The following is a 16,209-nucleotide window of genomic DNA, read 5'->3' on the forward strand; positions in this document are numbered from 1 at the left end:
GCCGAACGGCATCCGTCGATGATCATTTCAGGCAGTGCACGACAATGCCGCAGCTTCCCGTGCGTCGAGGGTTTCATGCTGCTGTTGCGCAGGCCGGCTAACTGAGCGGTTCTCTCGGCAGACGAAACATTCTAGGCTGCCGCAAGGTGGATGGATTCGGGGGAACACGTGACGGCGACAGACAGTATCTTCATCGGTGCCAGCACCAGGGACGAAACACTTGCCCTCAAGCTTGCCAACCGGCACGGGCTGATCGCCGGTGCAACGGGAACAGGCAAGACGGTGTCTCTCCAGATCCTTGCAGAAGGGTTTTCAAAGGCCGGGGTGCCTGTATTCTGCGCCGATATCAAGGGCGACCTGTCCGGGCTCGCCGCCGAGGGTGTGTCCAAGGACTTCCTGGAAAAACGGGCCAAGGACGTCGGCATCAGCAACTCCTATTCCTACGAGGCCGTTCCGGCGGTTTTCTGGGATCTTCTTGGCGAACAGGGGCATCCGATCCGCACCACCGTCTCGGAAATCGGCCCCCTGTTGCTGGCCCGGCTGCTGGAACTCAACGACACCCAGGAAGGTGTTCTGAATGTCCTGTTCGAGCTGGCCGACGATGAAGGCCTGCTGCTGCTCGACCTGAAGGACCTCAGAGCCATGCTGGCCCATGTCGCCGAGCGTGCTTCCGAGCTTTCCACGATTTACGGCAACGTGTCCAAGTCCTCCATCGGTGCGATCCAGCGCCGCCTTCTGGTTCTGGAGCGCCAGGGCGCGGAGGCCTTCTTTGGCGAGCCGGCCCTCGACATCCGGGACTTCATCCGGACCGCTCCCGACGGGCGCGGCGTTGTCAACATCCTGGCCGCCGACAAGCTGATGTCCGCCCCGCGGCTTTATGGCGTGTTTCTGCTCTGGCTGCTGTCGGAACTGTTCGAAGAGCTCCCGGAAGTCGGCGACCCGGAAAAGCCACGCCTGGTGTTCTTTTTCGACGAAGCGCATCTGCTGTTCTCCGACGCGCCCAAGGCGCTGATCGAAAAGGTCGAGCAGGTGGTCCGGCTGATCCGCTCCAAGGGGGTCGGCGTCTATTTCGTCACCCAGAACCCGCTTGATGTGCCTGAAACCGTGCTCGCCCAGCTCGGCAACCGGATCCAGCACGCACTCAGGGCGTTCACCCCGCGTGACCAGAAGGCCGTGCGCGCCGCTGCGGAGACCTTCCGTCCCAATCCGGATCTCGATACAGAGCGCGTCATCACCGAGCTTGGTGTCGGCGAGGCCCTGGTCTCGACACTTGAGGGCAAGGGCATTCCCTCCATTGTCCAGCGTACGCTGATCCGTCCCCCCTGCTCCCGCCTTGGCCCCGTGACCCAGGCGGAGCGGCGCAGTCTGATCCAGTCGAGCCCGGTCTTCGGTCTTTACGACCGACCCAAGGATCGCATTTCGGCCTATGAAGTGCTTCAGCAACGCGCCGAGGAAGCCCAGAGGCAGGAACAGAAGCGGCAGGACAAGGAAGACCGGCACGCCAGAAAGCACGGCGAACCGCGCCGGTCTCGCTCCGGTTTTCAGCTGCCTGACTTTGGTCGCGACGACCGGCCGCGCCGGGAAAGCCGGCAGCGGCGCAGCAACCGGCGCAGCCAGCGCGACACCGTTCTTGAGGCCGGTCTGAAGTCGGCTGCGCGCAGCCTTGGCAACTCGCTTGGCCGTGCGCTGGTTCGGGGCTTGCTCGGGTCCCTGAAACGAGGCAACTGAGTCGCACCATGAACGGCACCGCGGCACAGAACCGGGATGTCGAGCGCAACGCTCTTGCTGTTGGCAAATGGTCCAATCTGTTCATGGCCTTTGCCGGTATCGCGACGGCCTGGGCATCGCGTTCCGACGCCATGCTCGTGGACGGGCTCTATTCCGCCGTCAATTTCGTGTCGGCCATTGCGGCAGCCCGGATCGGAGCCCGTGTCGGCCTCCCCCCGACCCGCCAGCGCCCGTGGGGCCATGATTTCGACGAGGTGCTCTATGTCACCTTCCGCAGCCTGATCCTGATCGGTGTTCTGGTCTTTGCCGCGGTTGTCTCCGGCAGCAAGATCTGGACCTTCTTTTCCGGCGGCACCGTACCGGAACTGATCTTCGGCCCGATCGCGATCTATGCTGTGGTCATCGTGCTGATCTGCCTGGGACTGGCGTTCAATTTTCACAGGGCCTACCGCAAGACCGGCAAACGCAGCGCCATCTTGAAAACCGAAGCCCGCGCGGCACTCATCGACGGTGCGCTCAGCCTCGGCTCCGGAGCGGCCCTCCTGTCCCTGCCCTTCCTGGAGGGCACGGTTCTGGCCCCTTATGTGCCGATCGGCGATGCCGTGATCGTGTTGATCCTGATCCTGGCGATCATCTGGCAGCCGCTCTCCTCCTTCCGGACAACCCTCGCCGATCTTGCCGGCGTCAGCGCCCCCAGCGGCACCCACGCGAAGGTCGCGCGCGCTGCAAGAGATCTTGCCCGGGAGAAGCAGTATCGATTTCACCGGGCCGCCGTCCTGCAGGCCGGTCGCATGCACTGGGTTGTTGCCTATCTGGACCCTGAACACCCGATCGAGGCGAGCGCCGTCGACACCTTCCGCGATATGCTGGCTGCCCGGCTGGAGGATACGGTTGGCCCGGTGCGCGTGGAAATTGTCGTGACGGCGAGCGACCTGCTGCAATCCGGTTAAGGGAATTTTCCGGAACTGCGCAGGCCGCACAGCCTCGGACAATTGACGCAGCGTCCAAGAATATCCATTTGCGCTGCCCGCCGTGTTGTGGCCTGTTAGGGCCTTCTCAAGGGCCTGAGTCTTCGGGCCCGATCCATTCAGTTCCAATTTTTGAGGATCCGTCATGAGTTCCATCGACAAGGTCCTGGCACGCATCGATGCCAATCTCGACCAGAGCCTTGAGCGTCTGTTTGACCTTCTCAAGATCAAGAGCATTTCCACCGATCCCGAGTTCAAGGCCCCCTGCCGCGAAGCCGCCGAATGGCTCGCGAAGGAGCTGACTGACATCGGTATCGAGGCGTCCGTGCGCGACACCGCCGGCCACCCGATGGTCGTCGGACATCGCAAGTCCGGCAAGCCTGGCCCGCACGTGCTCTTCTATGGCCATTATGACGTGCAGCCGGTGGATCCGCTGGAACTCTGGAACCGCGATCCTTTCGACCCGATCATCGAAACGCGGGAAGACGGCAGCAAGATCATCGTTGCGCGCGGATCGTCCGACGACAAGGGCCAGCTGATGACCTTTGTCGAGGCCGCCCGGGCCTATATCGAGGAAACCGGCGACCTGCCGGTCGATGTCTCGATCCTGTTCGAGGGCGAAGAGGAAAGCGGCTCGCCATCACTGCATCCGTTCCTGGAGGCCAACAAGGACGAACTCTCCTGTGACCTCGCCATGGTCTGTGACACCGGCATGTGGGATGCCAAGACACCCGCCATCTCGGTGATGCTGCGTGGCATGGTTGGCGACGAGATCATCGTCAAGGCCGCCAGCCGGGATCTGCATTCGGGCATGTATGGCGGCTCGGCCCAGAACCCGAACCACATCGTCGCCAACATCATTGCCGGCCTGCACGACGAAAACGGCAAGATCACCCTGCCCGGCTTTTATGATGGTGTCATCGAGATGCCGGACGACGTCAAGGCGATGTGGGACACGCTCGGCTTTTCGGTCGAGGAGTTCCTCGGAGATGTCGGCCTGAAATACCCGCGCGGCGAAAACGACCGCACGCCGCTGGAGCATATCTGGACCCGGCCGACCGTCGAAGTGAACGGCATGTGGGGCGGCTATCAGGGGGCCGGTTCCAAGACCGTGATCCCGGCGGAAGCCCATGCCAAGTTCACCTTCCGCCTTGTCGGCGACCAGGATCCGGACAAGATCCAGGAAGCCTTCCGCGCCTATGTGCGCTCCAAGATCCCGGCCGATTGCAGTGTCGAATTCATCGCCAAGGAAGGCAGCCCGGCGCTGCGGCTCGATTTTTCAATGCCGGTCCTGGAAAAAGGCAAGAAGGCCCTACAGGACGAATGGGAAACCGATGCGGCCCTGATCGGCATGGGCGGTTCCATTCCGATTGTCGGCGACTTCAAGCGCATGCTGGGCATGGATTCACTGCTGATCGGCTTTGGATTGGAAGACGACCAGATCCATTCGCCGAATGAGAAATACAACCTGACCAGCTTCCACAAGGGCATTCGCTCCTGGGCGCGGGTCCTGAAGGAACTGGCCGAGGGCTGATCCTCAGGCGGTGCGCGGGTCTGCCGCGCGCCAGGCCCGTTCGACGGAGATCAGATATGAAAGCCATTTGCGTCTTTTGCGGCTCGAGCTACGGCACACGCGACAGCTATGCCGAGGCAGCACGCACCACCGGACGGGCCATTGCCGACAGCGGCTACGCACTTGTCTATGGCGGCGCCAGGGTCGGCCTGATGGGAACGGTCGCGGATGCGGCGCTGGAAGCCGGTGGCAAGGTCATCGGTGTCCTGCCGCGCGCGCTTCAGGACAAGGAAATCGGTCACGAGGGACTGACCGAACTTCACCTCGTCGGGTCCATGCACGAACGCAAGGCGATGATGGCCGACCTGTCCGATGCCTTCATTGCGCTGCCCGGCGGCGTCGGCACGCTGGAAGAGATTTTCGAGGTCTGGACCTGGGGCCAGCTTGGCTACCACCAGAAACCCTGCGGGTTTCTCAATATCGACGGCTACTACGATCACCTGATCCGGTTTCTTGATCACCAGACCGACGAGGGCTTCACCAAGAAGGTGATGCGCGACATGGCCCAGATTGCGGAGACGCCGGAAGACATGCTCGACCTGTTCAGGGCTTATGAGCCGCCTTCTGCTCCCAAATGGATCAAGCGCGACGAAACCTGAGCAATCTCCTGCCAACCCCTGAAAGCCCCTACGGCACTTGTCAGGAACTTTCCACAGGGGTCTAAAGTCGCCTTTGCAAACAGGACGTTACTTGGTAAATCCCTCGTGGCTCGCGGAAAGCGAAGCAACGTCCACATGTCCGAGTATCGTTATGCGTCTGAGTGCCCTTGGTATTGCGTCTGTTCTTGCCGTCACAGCTGCGGCCTGTACACCGACCGGAGAGCTCGACGGTACGTCCAGCAGACTGGTGCGCACCTCGAACGAAACGCTGGTTCAGATTACCGAAGACCGGATCGGCGGCATCAACAGCGAAACGACTTACGGCCAGAAGGCGATCGAGGCCGCCCTGCCCGGCTTTACCACCGAGGGCATCCAGACCGCTGTAGAAAACAACACCGAGTGGGCGCTGGCCGCCTTCAACAGCGACGGCTTCCAGGTGCTGCAGGTGTTCAAGGGCCAGAACGGCAAGGTTCGCACCGTTCATGGCGTGACCCACCATCTGCAAGGCCCGAACGGTGAACGCATCGGCATGACCTTCTCGGAAATCGGAACGTCGCGCGCCGACTGCCGGGTGGGCAAGAACCTCTGGCGCGGCATGGCGATCTGCCAGTCGACCGGCCACCCGAATGTTGAACTGGTCTACGCCATCCCGGGCTACCAGGGCCCGTTCGACCGCCTGCCGGCAGAAAACGACCTGTTTGACGCCGAACTGCAGCGGATTCTCTGGACGCCGAAAAGCTGATTCGCCGAGCCTGAAGGGCCCCCAAAAAAATAACAGCCTATCCTGAGGAAGCGCCTAGCGCTGTCTCCAAGGATCTGTAACGCATCCGGGAACAACAATTGTTCCAGTCTTCAAGACGCCGCTGACACGCCTCCTCAGGATGAACTCCTTTGGTGCGGCAGTTCACCCCGGACGGGCGTTGGACCAGGAAATCTCGAGAGGCTGGTTCTCATCCAACCGCTTCAGACATGCGCCTTTGAGCGCACCATCACGTCCCCAACCGGCCGCCAGACGTTGCGCATCTTCAGCGTTTTATCAGCGATATCGGCGAGATCCATAAGCACTGGCATGCCCCGGTCTTTCAAGAATGGCAGGGATTTGAAATCACCGCCTGTCCAGGGAAGGAACGGGTTGCGGCGCATATGCCAGTGGATCTCGGAACGGATGGTCGGCTTGTCGGAGGGCGTGCGGCCATGAAAGGCGAACGTATCGGCCACCACAAGGGTGTTTTCCGGTACCGCCATCTTGACCGGCTGAGGCAGACCGAGCGAGGCCAGCTCGTCAGTGCGAATGCGGAAGGACCCGCTGGCGTGATGCGAGCGCGGGTCTCTTGCAGCCGTCAGGGAACATTCGTATTCCCATTCCAGCCGCTCCTTGGTGAGCTTGTGCGAGCCCGGCACGAAAAAGAAGGGCCCCTCGTCCTCTGCCACATCCTGCAGAAACAGCCAGGCCTTGGAGGTTGCGTGGAATGTGTCTGCATGGGCATCCGACTGCGGATCCTTCTTCTTCACCTTTTGCGGTTCGACAAGGACGGTCTGGAGGAAGTTGAGCGGCTGACCGCCCTGCGACGCCGCGTATCGAAGCATGTTGATCGCGCGTGAATCCCTTACGGCCTGTGCAATCGCCGGGTTCTTGCCAAGGACCCGGGGTGGCAGGAGGGTCATGCGCGTCACGGCCTGGCCCTGGCGCATTTCCCGCGTCGGGAAAGGTTGATTGAACACCTCTTCCTTCAGCTGGGCAAACACCTCGTCCGGCAGGAAATCCCTGACCAGAAAGTAGCCGTTCTCGTCAAAAAACGCACGCTGCTCCGGATCGACCAGCCGGGCCAGCCGGACCCGCCTGGAGGCCGCGAGGCTCGCGGCAAGAGCGACTCGTTTTTTATGAAGTCCCCAACTGTTGAGCTTTTCGCTGCCCAGAAGAGGGTTCTTGCGCGGCGACTTGTCGGTTCCGGCAAGACCCAGAACCCAGAACGGGGCTTTCAGATAAGACAGGGGTGTCATGCTGCACCAAGATGGAAACGGTTCTTCTCAATCGGGCGTATCTAACACGGATTTTGACCTCAACTTCAATCCTTGAACCTTACCTTGAGCGTGGCATGGGTCAAAAAGTCATGGACTGTTGCCCTGCCGTCCGCCTTCGCCCTTTGGGGACCGTGACCTTTGCCGCAACCTGCGCTAAAGCCATAGAAATGAACGCTCGACCGAACGCCATTGACCCGGCCCGCCTTGCAGAAGACCTGCGCATCGGAAAGCGCGCGGCGCTTGCGCGCGCAATCACGCTGGTCGAATCGAAAAAGGCGGAGCACCGCCTGATTGCGCAGCGACTGATCCAGGATCTGCTGCCGCTGACCGGCAAGGCGCTGCGTGTCGGCATCACCGGCGTGCCGGGGGTCGGAAAATCAACGACGATCGACACGCTGGGGTCCAATTTGACGGCGGCCGGTCACAAGGTCGCCGTGCTCGCGGTCGACCCCTCCTCCACCCGCACAGGCGGCTCGATTCTCGGCGACAAGACCCGCATGGCACGCCTGGCTGTCGACCGGGATGCCTTCATCCGTCCTTCTCCGTCCGCCGGAACCCTTGGCGGCGTCGCCGCAAAAACCCGCGAAACCATGTTGCTGTGCGAGGCGGCGGGCTTTGATGTGATCCTGGTGGAAACCGTGGGCATCGGCCAGTCAGAGACAACCGTTGCCGACATGGTCGACTTCTTCCTGGTCCTGATGCTGCCCGGCGCCGGAGACGAATTACAGGGCATCAAGAAGGGGGTTCTGGAAATCGCCGACATGATTGCCGTCAACAAGGCCGATGGCGACGGCGCCACGCGGGCACGCTCGGCAGCCTCCGACTACCGGGCAGCGCTGCATATTCTGGCGCCCAAGTCCCCCAATTGGACCCCGCCCGTCATCACCATCTCAGGCCTTGCCAATGAAGGTCTTGACCAGCTCTGGCAGCAGATCGGCATCTACCGCGAACGCATGGAAGCAAGCGGCGAATGGGCCGACAAGCGCAGCCGCCAGCAGGTTGCCTGGATGTGGGACATGTTGCAGCAGCGCATGATGGAAGCCCTGAGAACCAACAAGCGCACCGGCGAACGCTTGATCACGCTGGAAACTGAAGTGCGCGAGGGCACGACAGCTGTTTCCCTGGCCGTTGACGAACTTGCAGACCTGATGGGATTGAATGAATGAGTGAAGCTGTTCCCAAGACAATTCTGGTCACCGGCTTTTCGCCCTTTCCGGGAGCCCCCGTCAATCCGACACAGCACCTGATGCAGTCCCTGCCCGACCGGATGGCCGCGCCGCGGCAAGGCATTGGTTTCTCATTTCATGTCCTGCCGACGACCTGGACCGGACGGCAGGACGTGACGGAAAAGCTCCGCCAGGACATCAAGCCGGTCGCGATTGTCCATTTCGGTGTCGACGGAACCCGTCCCGAAATCAATATTGAGACCCGTGCGGTGAACAAGACCGACCAGGTGCGCCCGGATGCAGCTGGAAAGCTGCCGGACAAACCGGAGCTGTCTGCTGGAGCCGAACAGGCTCGTGCCTCGACCCTGCCTGCAGAACCGCTTCGCGCTGCAGCCTGTCTGGCAGACGCCCCCGCTGTGTTGTCGGACGATGCGGGCACCTATCTGTGCAATGCCACGCTCTGGGATTCCATCGGCTCCGGCATTCCGAGCATTTTCGTGCATGTGCCTGCCCTCCCGGACGGCCCTGACGATCCTCGGCCGGCCTTTTCAAAAGTGGAAGATGCTGCCGTAAAGATCCTCGAGGAAGTCGCCCGCCAGATTACCTGAGAAACCCGGCCGGCAAACAGACCTTCGCGACCAGCCTGGCAATTGATCCAGTGTGGCTTCTGTCGCTGGTCAGCGGCACACCCTCATCGCCAGTTTCCTGTGTGAGCGCTTGGCGGGAGCAATTCGGTTTTCCCAGCCGTTCTGGTCGTGCGATCCCAACATGAGTTTGATCTTGACCCGCTTCATAAGATATCCCTAATATAAGAAATGCCTTATGAAGAGCAGTTTTCCGCATTGGCGCATCCACTGCGTCAGAAGATCCTGGACGCCCTGCATGACGCGCCCTTGACGGTTCGAGACCTGACGGACCGGTTCGACACCTCGCAGCCGGTGATGTCACAGCATCTGAAAGTGTTGCGAGACGCGGGCCTGGTCGCTGCCACGCCGCAGGGCGCCAGCAGGCTTTATCATATTCAGGAACGCCAGCTGAACGCGTTACGCCGCTTTCTCCAGGAGCACTGGCAGAATTCCTTGAAGAAACTTGGAAAGGAACCGTCCAGCGATGCTTGATCCAGTCATTGTGGAGACCACCGTGGAAGCGCCGCAGGATGCCGCATTTGAGGCATTCGTTGGCAAGATTGGAGAATGGTGGCCGATGGACCCCTTTTCGATGTCGAGAGGCATCGTGTCCATGGAGCCGGTACCAGGGGGCCAGATCATCGAAATCTCTCCGGACGGAGAGCGGTTTGTGTGGGGCCATGTCACGGACATAGAAAGACCGCAGCGGATCGAACTGGCGTGGTATGTCGGCCGCACCGTCGAAGCTGCCACGAAGATTTCGGTTTCCTTTGAACCGAATGGGGATGACACCACAAGCATACGTCTTGTGCATTCAGGCTGGGAGGCGCTTGCCGACGAGGCGGCCCAGATCCGCGAGCGCTATTCTGGGGGCTGGTGCCAGGTCCTGCAGATCCACTTCGCCGAGTTCACCTCAAAGGCACCGCAGGGCTCGAATCATGCCTGATCTATCCATTCTGCGGCGACTACCAGCCGCTCACGCTGCATCTGGTTCCAGCAGCCGCTCTACCTGACCGATGCAGTCGGCTGCCATGTCGGCCGACAGGCCCGCACGCCCGAGAACACGCAGGCCGAAATAGGCCGACAGGATGCCACGGGCGGTGGCTTGGGCCGTTTTGATGTCCCAGCCGTCGTCCAGCAGCGCACGCTGAAAGGCCCCTTCCAGACGGCGCGTCATGGCCTGCAACCTGGCCTCGGCTTCGCCGCCCCCGGCCTTGTCGATCATGGCGTTGCACAGGAAACAGCCAAGCCGGTCGCCATCGCGCTGGACCGCCTCGGAAATCCGGCCGAACAGGCCCAGAATGCGGTCACGCCCGGTGCCTTGCCTGGCGTCCGATAAAAAAGCAACCGTGCCGCTGACAACCTTGTCATTGTAGCGGTCCAGGGCCGCCAGATAGATGGACTGCTTGTCCTGGAAGGCCTTGTAGAACGAGCCCTTGGTGATCTCCATCGCCGACAGAAGTTCGGCCAGCGACGCTTCCTCGTAGCCGACATCCCAGAAGAGGGCCATTGCCCGGTCCATGGCGATCTCAGGATCGAACTCACGCGGTCTGGCCATGTATTTCCATCCTTGGCTGTATCACGATCTCTTCACCGACATCTCACGCGCTTGTGTTTTGTACCAATCGGTTCCTAACTCTATGTCTAACACACCGGTTGAACGCGGCTCTGCACCCAATTAGGAACCAAATGGTACCGAAAAAAGGCAAGCAGCACAATCCGCAAACGGCCGGCCAGCTTCAACCCCTCGGGAGTGTCTAGAAATGATTGCCAATCTGATCCGCGGCTCCGTTGCCGCCTTCGTTATTGTTGCCGGCCTTGTCTCCAGCGCGTTTGGCGCCGGCTTCGACGTCAATGCAACGGTGACCGGTCTGGCCCTGCGTGGTGTCGACCCGGTTTCCTATTTCACCAACGGCGCACCGCAGGACGGCGACTTTGCCATCACCGCCGTCCACAATGGCGCGACCTATCGCTTCGTATCGGAGGAAAACCGCGATCTCTTCAAGGAAAATCCGGACCAGTACCTGCCGCAGTATGGTGGTTTCTGCGCCTTCGGAACGGCCATGGGCGTCAAGGTTGATGGAGACCCGGACCTCTGGAAGATCGTCGACGGCAAGCTCTACCTGAACCTGTCTGCAAGCATTCAGGAACGCTGGAACGGCGACATCCCGGGTTTCATCGATGCCGCTGACGGCAAGTGGGGCGACCTCAAGGACGCCGACCCGGCTGAACTCTGATCCCCTGTGGCCCCATACGACCGAAAAGCCGGCCGGGTTCTTCCCGGCCGGTTTTCTTTTGAAAAGATGCAAGCAGTCGGCACGAGACTTGCGATTTCCGGACCAGACACCGAACCGCATCCCGAACCGGGACGCAAATTGAGCAAATGGCTGGCCGATGACCCGTTTCGTACCGAATCTGAACCGACGCGCGTTTCTTGCCGGGACAGCATTGTGCCTTTCCGGGACAGTTGCCCATGCCCAGATGAAGGTTGCCGATCTCCGAGGATCGATCGATTCGGAAGATCTCGGCCTGCTCCCGAATGCCGCCAACGACCAGACCGCTCAGTTCCAGAACGCCGTCAACCGCGCCGTGGAGCGCGGCCGCGCCCTGTTTCTGCCGGCCGGAACCTACCCGGTTGCAAATCTGCGGCTGCCGTCGGGCACCCTGATCGTCGGCGTTCCGGGCCGAACCCGTCTCGTCTATCAGGGGGGTGGTGGGCAGCTCATCCGCGCCGAAGGTGTCTCCAACATCGGCCTGACCGGCATTACCTTTGACGGTGCCAACCGGTCGATCGGCGACTTCACCGAAGGCCTGCTGCATTTTATCGGCTGCCGGAACGTGACGCTCGACAATTGCGAGATTGCCGGTTCCACCAAGATGGGCTTGTTGCTTGACCGTTGCTCCGGACGTGTCGAGAACTGCCGCATCTCCGGCGCTGCCGAGGCCGGTCTGCGCTCCAACGAGGCAACCGGGCTCGCGATTGTCGGCAACACGGTGACCGATTGTGCCAATGGCGGCATCTGGGTGCATCGCTGGCGCGAAGGCGAAGACGGCACCATTGTCTCGGGCAACCGCGTCGAACGCATCGGCGCCCGCTATGGCGGCACCGGCCAGTTCGGCAATGGCATCAATGTCTTCCGTGCCCATGGCGTGATGGTTTCCAACAACCGCGTCGCCGATTGCGCCTTTTCCGCGATCCGCTCCAATGCAGGTTCCAATGTCCAGATCATCGGCAATTCATGCCTGCGCTCTGGCGAGACAGCCATCTATTCGGAGTTCGGCTTCCAGGGCGCGGTCATTGCCAACAACATTGTCGACGGTGGCACGATCGGCATTTCGATCGCAAACTTCATGGACGGTGGCCGCATGGCCGTGTGTTCCGGCAATCTCATTCGCAACATCAAGAAAGACGGCCCCTATCCGCCCGAAGTGGCCGGTTTTGGCATCGGCATAGCGGTGGAAGCCGACACCACCCTGACCGGCAATGTGGTTGAAGGCGCTCCCAAATTCGGTCTGATGCTCGGCTGGGGCCCTTACATGCGCAATGTCGCCGCTTCGCAGAATGTCATTCGCGACTGCGGCACCGGCATTGCCGTGACCGTTGTCGACGGCGCCGGCGCGGCCGTTATCACGGGGAACATCGTTCAGGGCTCGAAGACAGGTGCCATCAACGGCTACCGATGGCTGGAAAAAGCCACCGGTGAGCTCAACAATGCCTCTGAATTTTCCAATCTGACCATTCACGGAAACCAGGTCGCAGCCTGAATCGCGTGAGCGGCAATCTAAATCGAAGGGTGTATTTCCAAATTTCACCACCCTCCTTTAGAGTGCATTAGGAAGTTGATATCACCATTGATTGCATCTCTTGATTGACAGGGGGCATCCAATGGCCGACGTACTGACTGCAGACGTAACCGTATCCGTCTCGAGCGAGGCGGAGTTCAATGCCGCGATTTCGAAAGTGAATGCCGGAGAGACAAGCACAATCGACATTGTGGCGTCCTTCACGCTCAGTGCCGACACAACGGCTTTCCAAAAAGACGCAACCGTTACAAGTTCGACGAACAGCGAAATCCAGGATGGCGGCTTTGCGGTCCTGACGGTCGAACAGGGCGCTGCCGTCACCTATGGTGTCCGGGCCAGCGGAACTGGCAGAAGCGTCATCGACGGCAACGGCAGCAACTCCAGGCTCAAAGGCGTCACCGGTGGTGCTCTGCCAAACCTGACCGTCGGCAACGATGCCGGGTTCGAGATCCCCGCCGGTGAAAGGTTCACCATCGACGGCAACCTGACACTGGGCGTCTATGGCGGGCTTATCCTGGGCGGGATCCTGTTCAACAGGCTTCCTGTTGTGACGGCGCAATCCATCATCACCGTCAAGGGAACCCCGGAAGGCCAGTCCGGGCGAAGCTGCCTGGACGAGGACCTGAAACTCGCACAACCCGCCATGGGTCCGCTGACCCTGGAGGACGAGTCGTTCCTGAAAATCGACCCGGGTGTCTTCTTCATTGTGGGCCGAACCGCAATCGACAAGATCTGCCAGGTCTCCTCCGATGGCACCGCCAGCCTGTGGAGCAAGGACACGATCGAGGTGGTTGGAAACAACTTCCAGGATCCGGGCAGTATTCAGGGGACGAACGTCCACAAGATCGAGCTGAAAGACGGTGGCCAGTTCTGCGGTGTTGTCAGCGACAGCCACCCGCACGGGGTCTTCAACGGCAACAGGGCCCATACCATCATCAACACCAGCGGTGACTTTCAGATGGGGGCGACCGGCACCTGTTCGGTCAGGAATTACCAGCAGTCCGGCGGCAACCTGAAATTCCAGATCGACAATTTCAAGGGTCTGAATGCACACCTCACCCTGACCGACACCGTCGACGTGTCGGGTGGCACGCTCGAGATCAATGCAGGGCTTTATTTTGTCCCGGTTGGAACCCAGTCCACGGTTTCTACGCTGATCACCGCCCCCGGTTCGTCGGCAGGGCTGCAGAGCCTCGCACAGCGGGCCAGGTTTAATGCCTTTCCGGACGGCATCACGCCGTCCGTCCGGATCAGCGGGGATGCACTTGAACTTGTTCTGACCGTATCGCCTTAACAGGCTTTTCAGAAACAGTTCCCGTCCGGATGTGCGTTATCCGGGCGGGAACCTCCTAGGACAGCGCAAACCGCAGGGACAGGCAGGACAATCCACCATCGACCTTGCGGGCCTCATGGGTCGGCAGAACGACCGTCCTGAAGCCGGCCGCCTCAATGGCAGCGAGCGTCCTCGGATAGCCTTCCGGTACCAGCACCACATCATTTACCCGAATGACATTCGCCGCGTAATCTTCGCCTTCCGGCACCACGACGGTCTTGCGCGGGCCGAAGAAACCGCTGTCGGCCATCACCTTTGTGGCCAGGATTACATCATCGCCAAGCGTGGAACAGGCGGTCTTGAAATGAAGCACGCCTTCCGGTGTCTCGCAGACTTCGGCGTTGTATCCCCAGTCTCCCAGCACCCTGGCAAAGGCCTCTGCCCCGTCGCGATCGGTGCGTGCCGACAGGCCGATCAGGATGACATCATCCAGCATCAGGACATCGCCGCCATCAACATGGCCGGCCCCGGGCAGTTCGACGACCTTGCCAAAACGATTGTCGAGTGCAGCGCGGATTTCCTTGCCTTCGCCTTCCCGGCTTGCGGTACCCGGTCTCAACTGAATGGCGCCCTCGGGCAGGCAGAATGCCGGATCCTCGACGAAACAGCTGTCTGGAAACGACTCCAGCGCCGGAAGAACGTCAACGGTCAGCCCTGCCTCTTGCAGCGCCGACACATAGAGCCCATGTTCCTGCCGGAATTTTTCACCACTCGGATCTCCGGCATCCACCGCCCGGATGCCGTTGGCAACACTGTCGGCTGGTGTGCGGGTGATTGCGTGAGTGAAACGGAAAGACAGACCGGGACGATGCGCCATGAAAGAGCTCCAATGACAAAGACAAGCGCCCACCCAGCCATTCGAATGGCAAAATTGCAAGACGCGGAAGCCCTGAAAAACTGTATCGACCAGGCCTATCAACCGGTAAAATCGGCGTTGCCCGACCTCCCCGACGTCTCTGCGGGCATTGCGGAAGACATTGAGGCCCACAACGTCTTTGTCGCTGAACTCGATGGCCGGATTGTCGGCTGTGCGATCTTGAATCTTGCCGGCACCACCGCCCATTTGATGAACATCGCCGTTGATCCGGCCACCAAGGGCAAGGGTCTTGGACGGCTTCTGATGGAACATGTCGAAGAGTTTGCCCGCGCCGGCGGTGCGCAGGAAATCCATCTGGCGACCCATGTCGCCATGCCCGGCAACGTCGCGCTTTACAGCCATCTCGGCTGGAGCGAAACATCAAGAAAAGGCAACAAGGTGTTGATGAAGAAAACTCTTTGACAGAATAAGTCACCACACCAATGCCCTCCCCCTGAGGATAAGAGCGTTGTGCAAAGCCTCTCGTGTCAGCCCTACGGCAGCTCCGCCTTCAAGGCTGCCAGAAAGTCCTGCCGCGGCTTGATGTGGCCGGACTGAATGCCGCGACGGTTCAACACCGGAGGATTGACCAGACCGTCCAGCAGAGCAGCTTCCTCGTCATTCAGGTCGAGCATGGCTTCCAGAACCGTTGCCATCATCACCTCGGCCGCACGCGTTGCGCCATCATCGCATTTCAAAGCGATACCGAAACCGAGCTCGGGAACAGCGCCGCAGAAAACACCTTCTGCCCCGGTTTTCACGAAGACGCGGCCGCGAAAGGTCTCCATCACCCTGGTGCAGAACCGGTCGGCACCGGCAACCATATAGGGTTCGTTGATACAGGCGTCATAGACCCGTTGCGCAGCATCGGCGCGCAGGGGCTCGAGCCCCTCGCCGGTGCCAAACGCCGCAAACGCACGGGCAAAGTTCTGCATCGGTGACGCATAGGTCGGTATGGAACAGCCGTCGACGCCACAGACATCTTCAGACAGCTTGTCGCCCGTCATCTGCTCAATGGCGAGTTTGACCTCTCGTTGAACCGGGTGGCCCGGCTCCACATACCCCTTGGTGTCAACGCCCATTACCCTGGCAAGCCCAAGAAAGCCCGCATGTTTGCCGGAGCAATTGTTGTGCAAGCCGCAAGGTGTCTCATCGTCCAGGATCAGTCGGGCGGCATCTTCCATGCGTTTCGGCCACTGCGGACCGCATTCCAGATCGTCCTCGGTGAGGCCGGCTTTCATCAGCATCACCCGCGCCGAATTGGCATGGATCTCTTCGCCGTTATGCGAGGCGCAGGCCAGAGACAATTCGGCGTCCGTCAAATCGAGCGCATCGGCCGCACCGGATTCCACCAGCGGCAGGGCCTGAAGGGCCTTGATCGCGGAGCGCGGGAAAACACGGGCTTCCACGTTGCCAATCGCGAAAACAAGTTTCCCCTGCGTGTCGACCACGGCAACGCTGCCCCGGTGAAGACTTTCGGTGAGGTTGCCTCTCGTGACATCGACCAGAGCTGGATTGTCCATGTAATTTCTCA

The 16,209-nt window shown here is 60.7% G+C and carries 17 protein-coding genes; 13 read left to right on the plus strand and 4 right to left on the minus strand.

Annotation, left to right across the window (positions count from 1 at the left end):
* The first annotated feature begins 168 nt into the window (after positions 1 to 168).
* The 5 genes from CHH27_RS08920 (at position 169) to CHH27_RS08940 (ending at position 5,610) form a co-directional block, all read left to right on the plus strand.
* Complete coding sequence (locus tag CHH27_RS08920) at positions 169 to 1,728, plus strand: helicase HerA-like domain-containing protein (protein ID WP_371681840.1); 1,560 nt, start codon at positions 169 to 171, stop codon at positions 1,726 to 1,728.
* An 8-nt stretch (positions 1,729 to 1,736) separates the two neighbouring features.
* Positions 1,737 to 2,678: a cation transporter gene (locus tag CHH27_RS08925; protein ID WP_094071272.1), complete on the plus strand. Its 942-nt coding sequence runs from the start codon at positions 1,737 to 1,739 to the stop codon at positions 2,676 to 2,678.
* A gap of 163 nt (positions 2,679 to 2,841) precedes the next feature.
* Positions 2,842 to 4,230, plus strand: a complete 1,389-nt coding sequence (locus tag CHH27_RS08930; RefSeq protein WP_094071273.1) for a dipeptidase — start codon at positions 2,842 to 2,844, stop codon at positions 4,228 to 4,230.
* A gap of 56 nt (positions 4,231 to 4,286) precedes the next feature.
* The gene (locus tag CHH27_RS08935; RefSeq protein ID WP_094071274.1) at positions 4,287 to 4,868 is read left to right on the plus strand and encodes a TIGR00730 family Rossman fold protein; all 582 of its coding nucleotides are present in this window, start codon (positions 4,287 to 4,289) and stop codon (positions 4,866 to 4,868) included.
* Positions 4,869 to 5,019: 151 nt separating this feature from the next.
* The gene (locus CHH27_RS08940) at positions 5,020 to 5,610 is read left to right on the plus strand and encodes a DUF1131 family protein (RefSeq protein WP_094071275.1); all 591 of its coding nucleotides are present in this window, start codon (positions 5,020 to 5,022) and stop codon (positions 5,608 to 5,610) included.
* A gap of 221 nt (positions 5,611 to 5,831) precedes the next feature.
* On the opposite strand, the gene CHH27_RS08945 is transcribed toward CHH27_RS08940, so the two are convergent.
* A complete protein-coding gene (locus CHH27_RS08945; RefSeq protein ID WP_094071276.1) occupies positions 5,832 to 6,869 on the minus strand; it encodes a phytanoyl-CoA dioxygenase family protein in 1,038 nt (345 codons plus the stop codon).
* Positions 6,870 to 7,057: 188 nt separating this feature from the next.
* Here CHH27_RS08945 and meaB point away from each other — a divergent pair, with 188 nt between their 5' ends.
* From meaB to CHH27_RS08965, 4 genes are all read left to right on the plus strand, one after another.
* Positions 7,058 to 8,056: a methylmalonyl Co-A mutase-associated GTPase MeaB gene (meaB, locus tag CHH27_RS08950; protein WP_094071277.1), complete on the plus strand. Its 999-nt coding sequence runs from the start codon at positions 7,058 to 7,060 to the stop codon at positions 8,054 to 8,056.
* Positions 8,053 to 8,664: a peptidase C15 gene (locus CHH27_RS08955; RefSeq protein ID WP_094071278.1), complete on the plus strand. Its 612-nt coding sequence runs from the start codon at positions 8,053 to 8,055 to the stop codon at positions 8,662 to 8,664. The genes meaB and CHH27_RS08955 overlap by 4 nt, the downstream gene beginning before the upstream one ends.
* Positions 8,665 to 8,871: 207 nt before the next feature.
* The gene (locus CHH27_RS08960) at positions 8,872 to 9,174 is read left to right on the plus strand and encodes a helix-turn-helix transcriptional regulator (protein ID WP_094071279.1); all 303 of its coding nucleotides are present in this window, start codon (positions 8,872 to 8,874) and stop codon (positions 9,172 to 9,174) included.
* Complete coding sequence (locus CHH27_RS08965; RefSeq protein WP_094071280.1) at positions 9,167 to 9,628, plus strand: SRPBCC domain-containing protein; 462 nt, start codon at positions 9,167 to 9,169, stop codon at positions 9,626 to 9,628. The genes CHH27_RS08960 and CHH27_RS08965 overlap by 8 nt, the downstream gene beginning before the upstream one ends.
* A 30-nt stretch (positions 9,629 to 9,658) precedes the next feature.
* On the opposite strand, the gene CHH27_RS08970 is transcribed toward CHH27_RS08965, so the two are convergent.
* Positions 9,659 to 10,240, minus strand: a complete 582-nt coding sequence (locus tag CHH27_RS08970; protein WP_094071281.1) for a TetR/AcrR family transcriptional regulator — start codon at positions 10,238 to 10,240, stop codon at positions 9,659 to 9,661.
* Positions 10,241 to 10,445: 205 nt separating this feature from the next.
* On the opposite strand from CHH27_RS08970, the gene CHH27_RS08975 reads away from it, so the two are divergent.
* The 3 genes from CHH27_RS08975 to CHH27_RS08985 all read left to right on the plus strand — a co-directional run bounded on the left by CHH27_RS08975 (position 10,446) and on the right by CHH27_RS08985 (position 13,780).
* Complete coding sequence (locus CHH27_RS08975) at positions 10,446 to 10,919, plus strand: YHS domain-containing (seleno)protein (protein ID WP_094071282.1); 474 nt, start codon at positions 10,446 to 10,448, stop codon at positions 10,917 to 10,919.
* Positions 10,920 to 11,076: 157 nt separating this feature from the next.
* Positions 11,077 to 12,447, plus strand: coding sequence for a TIGR03808 family TAT-translocated repetitive protein (locus CHH27_RS08980; RefSeq protein ID WP_094071283.1), 1,371 nt, complete (start codon positions 11,077 to 11,079; stop codon positions 12,445 to 12,447).
* A gap of 121 nt (positions 12,448 to 12,568) precedes the next feature.
* A complete protein-coding gene (locus CHH27_RS08985) occupies positions 12,569 to 13,780 on the plus strand; it encodes a hypothetical protein (protein ID WP_094071284.1) in 1,212 nt (403 codons plus the stop codon).
* A 55-nt stretch (positions 13,781 to 13,835) separates the two neighbouring features.
* Here the strand turns inward: CHH27_RS08985 and CHH27_RS08990 are convergent, their stop codons facing one another.
* On the minus strand, positions 13,836 to 14,636 hold the full coding sequence (locus CHH27_RS08990) for a dimethylarginine dimethylaminohydrolase family protein (protein WP_094071285.1): 801 nt from the start codon (positions 14,634 to 14,636) through the stop codon (positions 13,836 to 13,838).
* Positions 14,637 to 14,648: 12 nt separating this feature from the next.
* Between CHH27_RS08990 and CHH27_RS08995 the strand changes: the two genes are divergently transcribed.
* Positions 14,649 to 15,098: a GNAT family N-acetyltransferase gene (locus CHH27_RS08995; protein ID WP_198338382.1), complete on the plus strand. Its 450-nt coding sequence runs from the start codon at positions 14,649 to 14,651 to the stop codon at positions 15,096 to 15,098.
* A gap of 71 nt (positions 15,099 to 15,169) precedes the next feature.
* Here CHH27_RS08995 and CHH27_RS09000 read toward each other — a convergent pair whose 3' ends face one another.
* A complete protein-coding gene (locus tag CHH27_RS09000) occupies positions 15,170 to 16,198 on the minus strand; it encodes an asparaginase (RefSeq protein WP_094071286.1) in 1,029 nt (342 codons plus the stop codon).
* Positions 16,199 to 16,209 lie beyond the last annotated feature (11 nt).

The sequence above is a fragment of the Labrenzia sp. VG12 genome (assembly GCF_002237595.1).
Taxonomy (GTDB): domain Bacteria; phylum Pseudomonadota; class Alphaproteobacteria; order Rhizobiales; family Stappiaceae; genus Roseibium.

Coding starts and splice junctions, on each gene's coding strand:
- CHH27_RS08945 (WP_094071276.1), bottom strand. CDS start 6,869: ATGACACCCCTGTCTTATCTGAAAGCCCCGTTCTGGGTTCTGGGTCTT.
- CHH27_RS09000 (WP_094071286.1), bottom strand. CDS start 16,198: ATGGACAATCCAGCTCTGGTCGATGTCACGAGAGGCAACCTCACCGAA.
- CHH27_RS08985 (WP_094071284.1), top strand. CDS start 12,569: ATGGCCGACGTACTGACTGCAGACGTAACCGTATCCGTCTCGAGCGAG.
- CHH27_RS08975 (WP_094071282.1), top strand. CDS start 10,446: ATGATTGCCAATCTGATCCGCGGCTCCGTTGCCGCCTTCGTTATTGTT.
- CHH27_RS08995 (WP_198338382.1), top strand. CDS start 14,649: ATGACAAAGACAAGCGCCCACCCAGCCATTCGAATGGCAAAATTGCAA.
- CHH27_RS08990 (WP_094071285.1), bottom strand. CDS start 14,636: ATGGCGCATCGTCCCGGTCTGTCTTTCCGTTTCACTCACGCAATCACC.
- CHH27_RS08965 (WP_094071280.1), top strand. CDS start 9,167: ATGCTTGATCCAGTCATTGTGGAGACCACCGTGGAAGCGCCGCAGGAT.
- CHH27_RS08940 (WP_094071275.1), top strand. CDS start 5,020: ATGCGTCTGAGTGCCCTTGGTATTGCGTCTGTTCTTGCCGTCACAGCT.
- CHH27_RS08925 (WP_094071272.1), top strand. CDS start 1,737: ATGAACGGCACCGCGGCACAGAACCGGGATGTCGAGCGCAACGCTCTT.
- meaB (WP_094071277.1), top strand. CDS start 7,058: ATGAACGCTCGACCGAACGCCATTGACCCGGCCCGCCTTGCAGAAGAC.
- CHH27_RS08970 (WP_094071281.1), bottom strand. CDS start 10,240: ATGGCCAGACCGCGTGAGTTCGATCCTGAGATCGCCATGGACCGGGCA.
- CHH27_RS08980 (WP_094071283.1), top strand. CDS start 11,077: ATGACCCGTTTCGTACCGAATCTGAACCGACGCGCGTTTCTTGCCGGG.
- CHH27_RS08935 (WP_094071274.1), top strand. CDS start 4,287: ATGAAAGCCATTTGCGTCTTTTGCGGCTCGAGCTACGGCACACGCGAC.
- CHH27_RS08930 (WP_094071273.1), top strand. CDS start 2,842: ATGAGTTCCATCGACAAGGTCCTGGCACGCATCGATGCCAATCTCGAC.
- CHH27_RS08960 (WP_094071279.1), top strand. CDS start 8,872: ATGCCTTATGAAGAGCAGTTTTCCGCATTGGCGCATCCACTGCGTCAG.
- CHH27_RS08955 (WP_094071278.1), top strand. CDS start 8,053: ATGAGTGAAGCTGTTCCCAAGACAATTCTGGTCACCGGCTTTTCGCCC.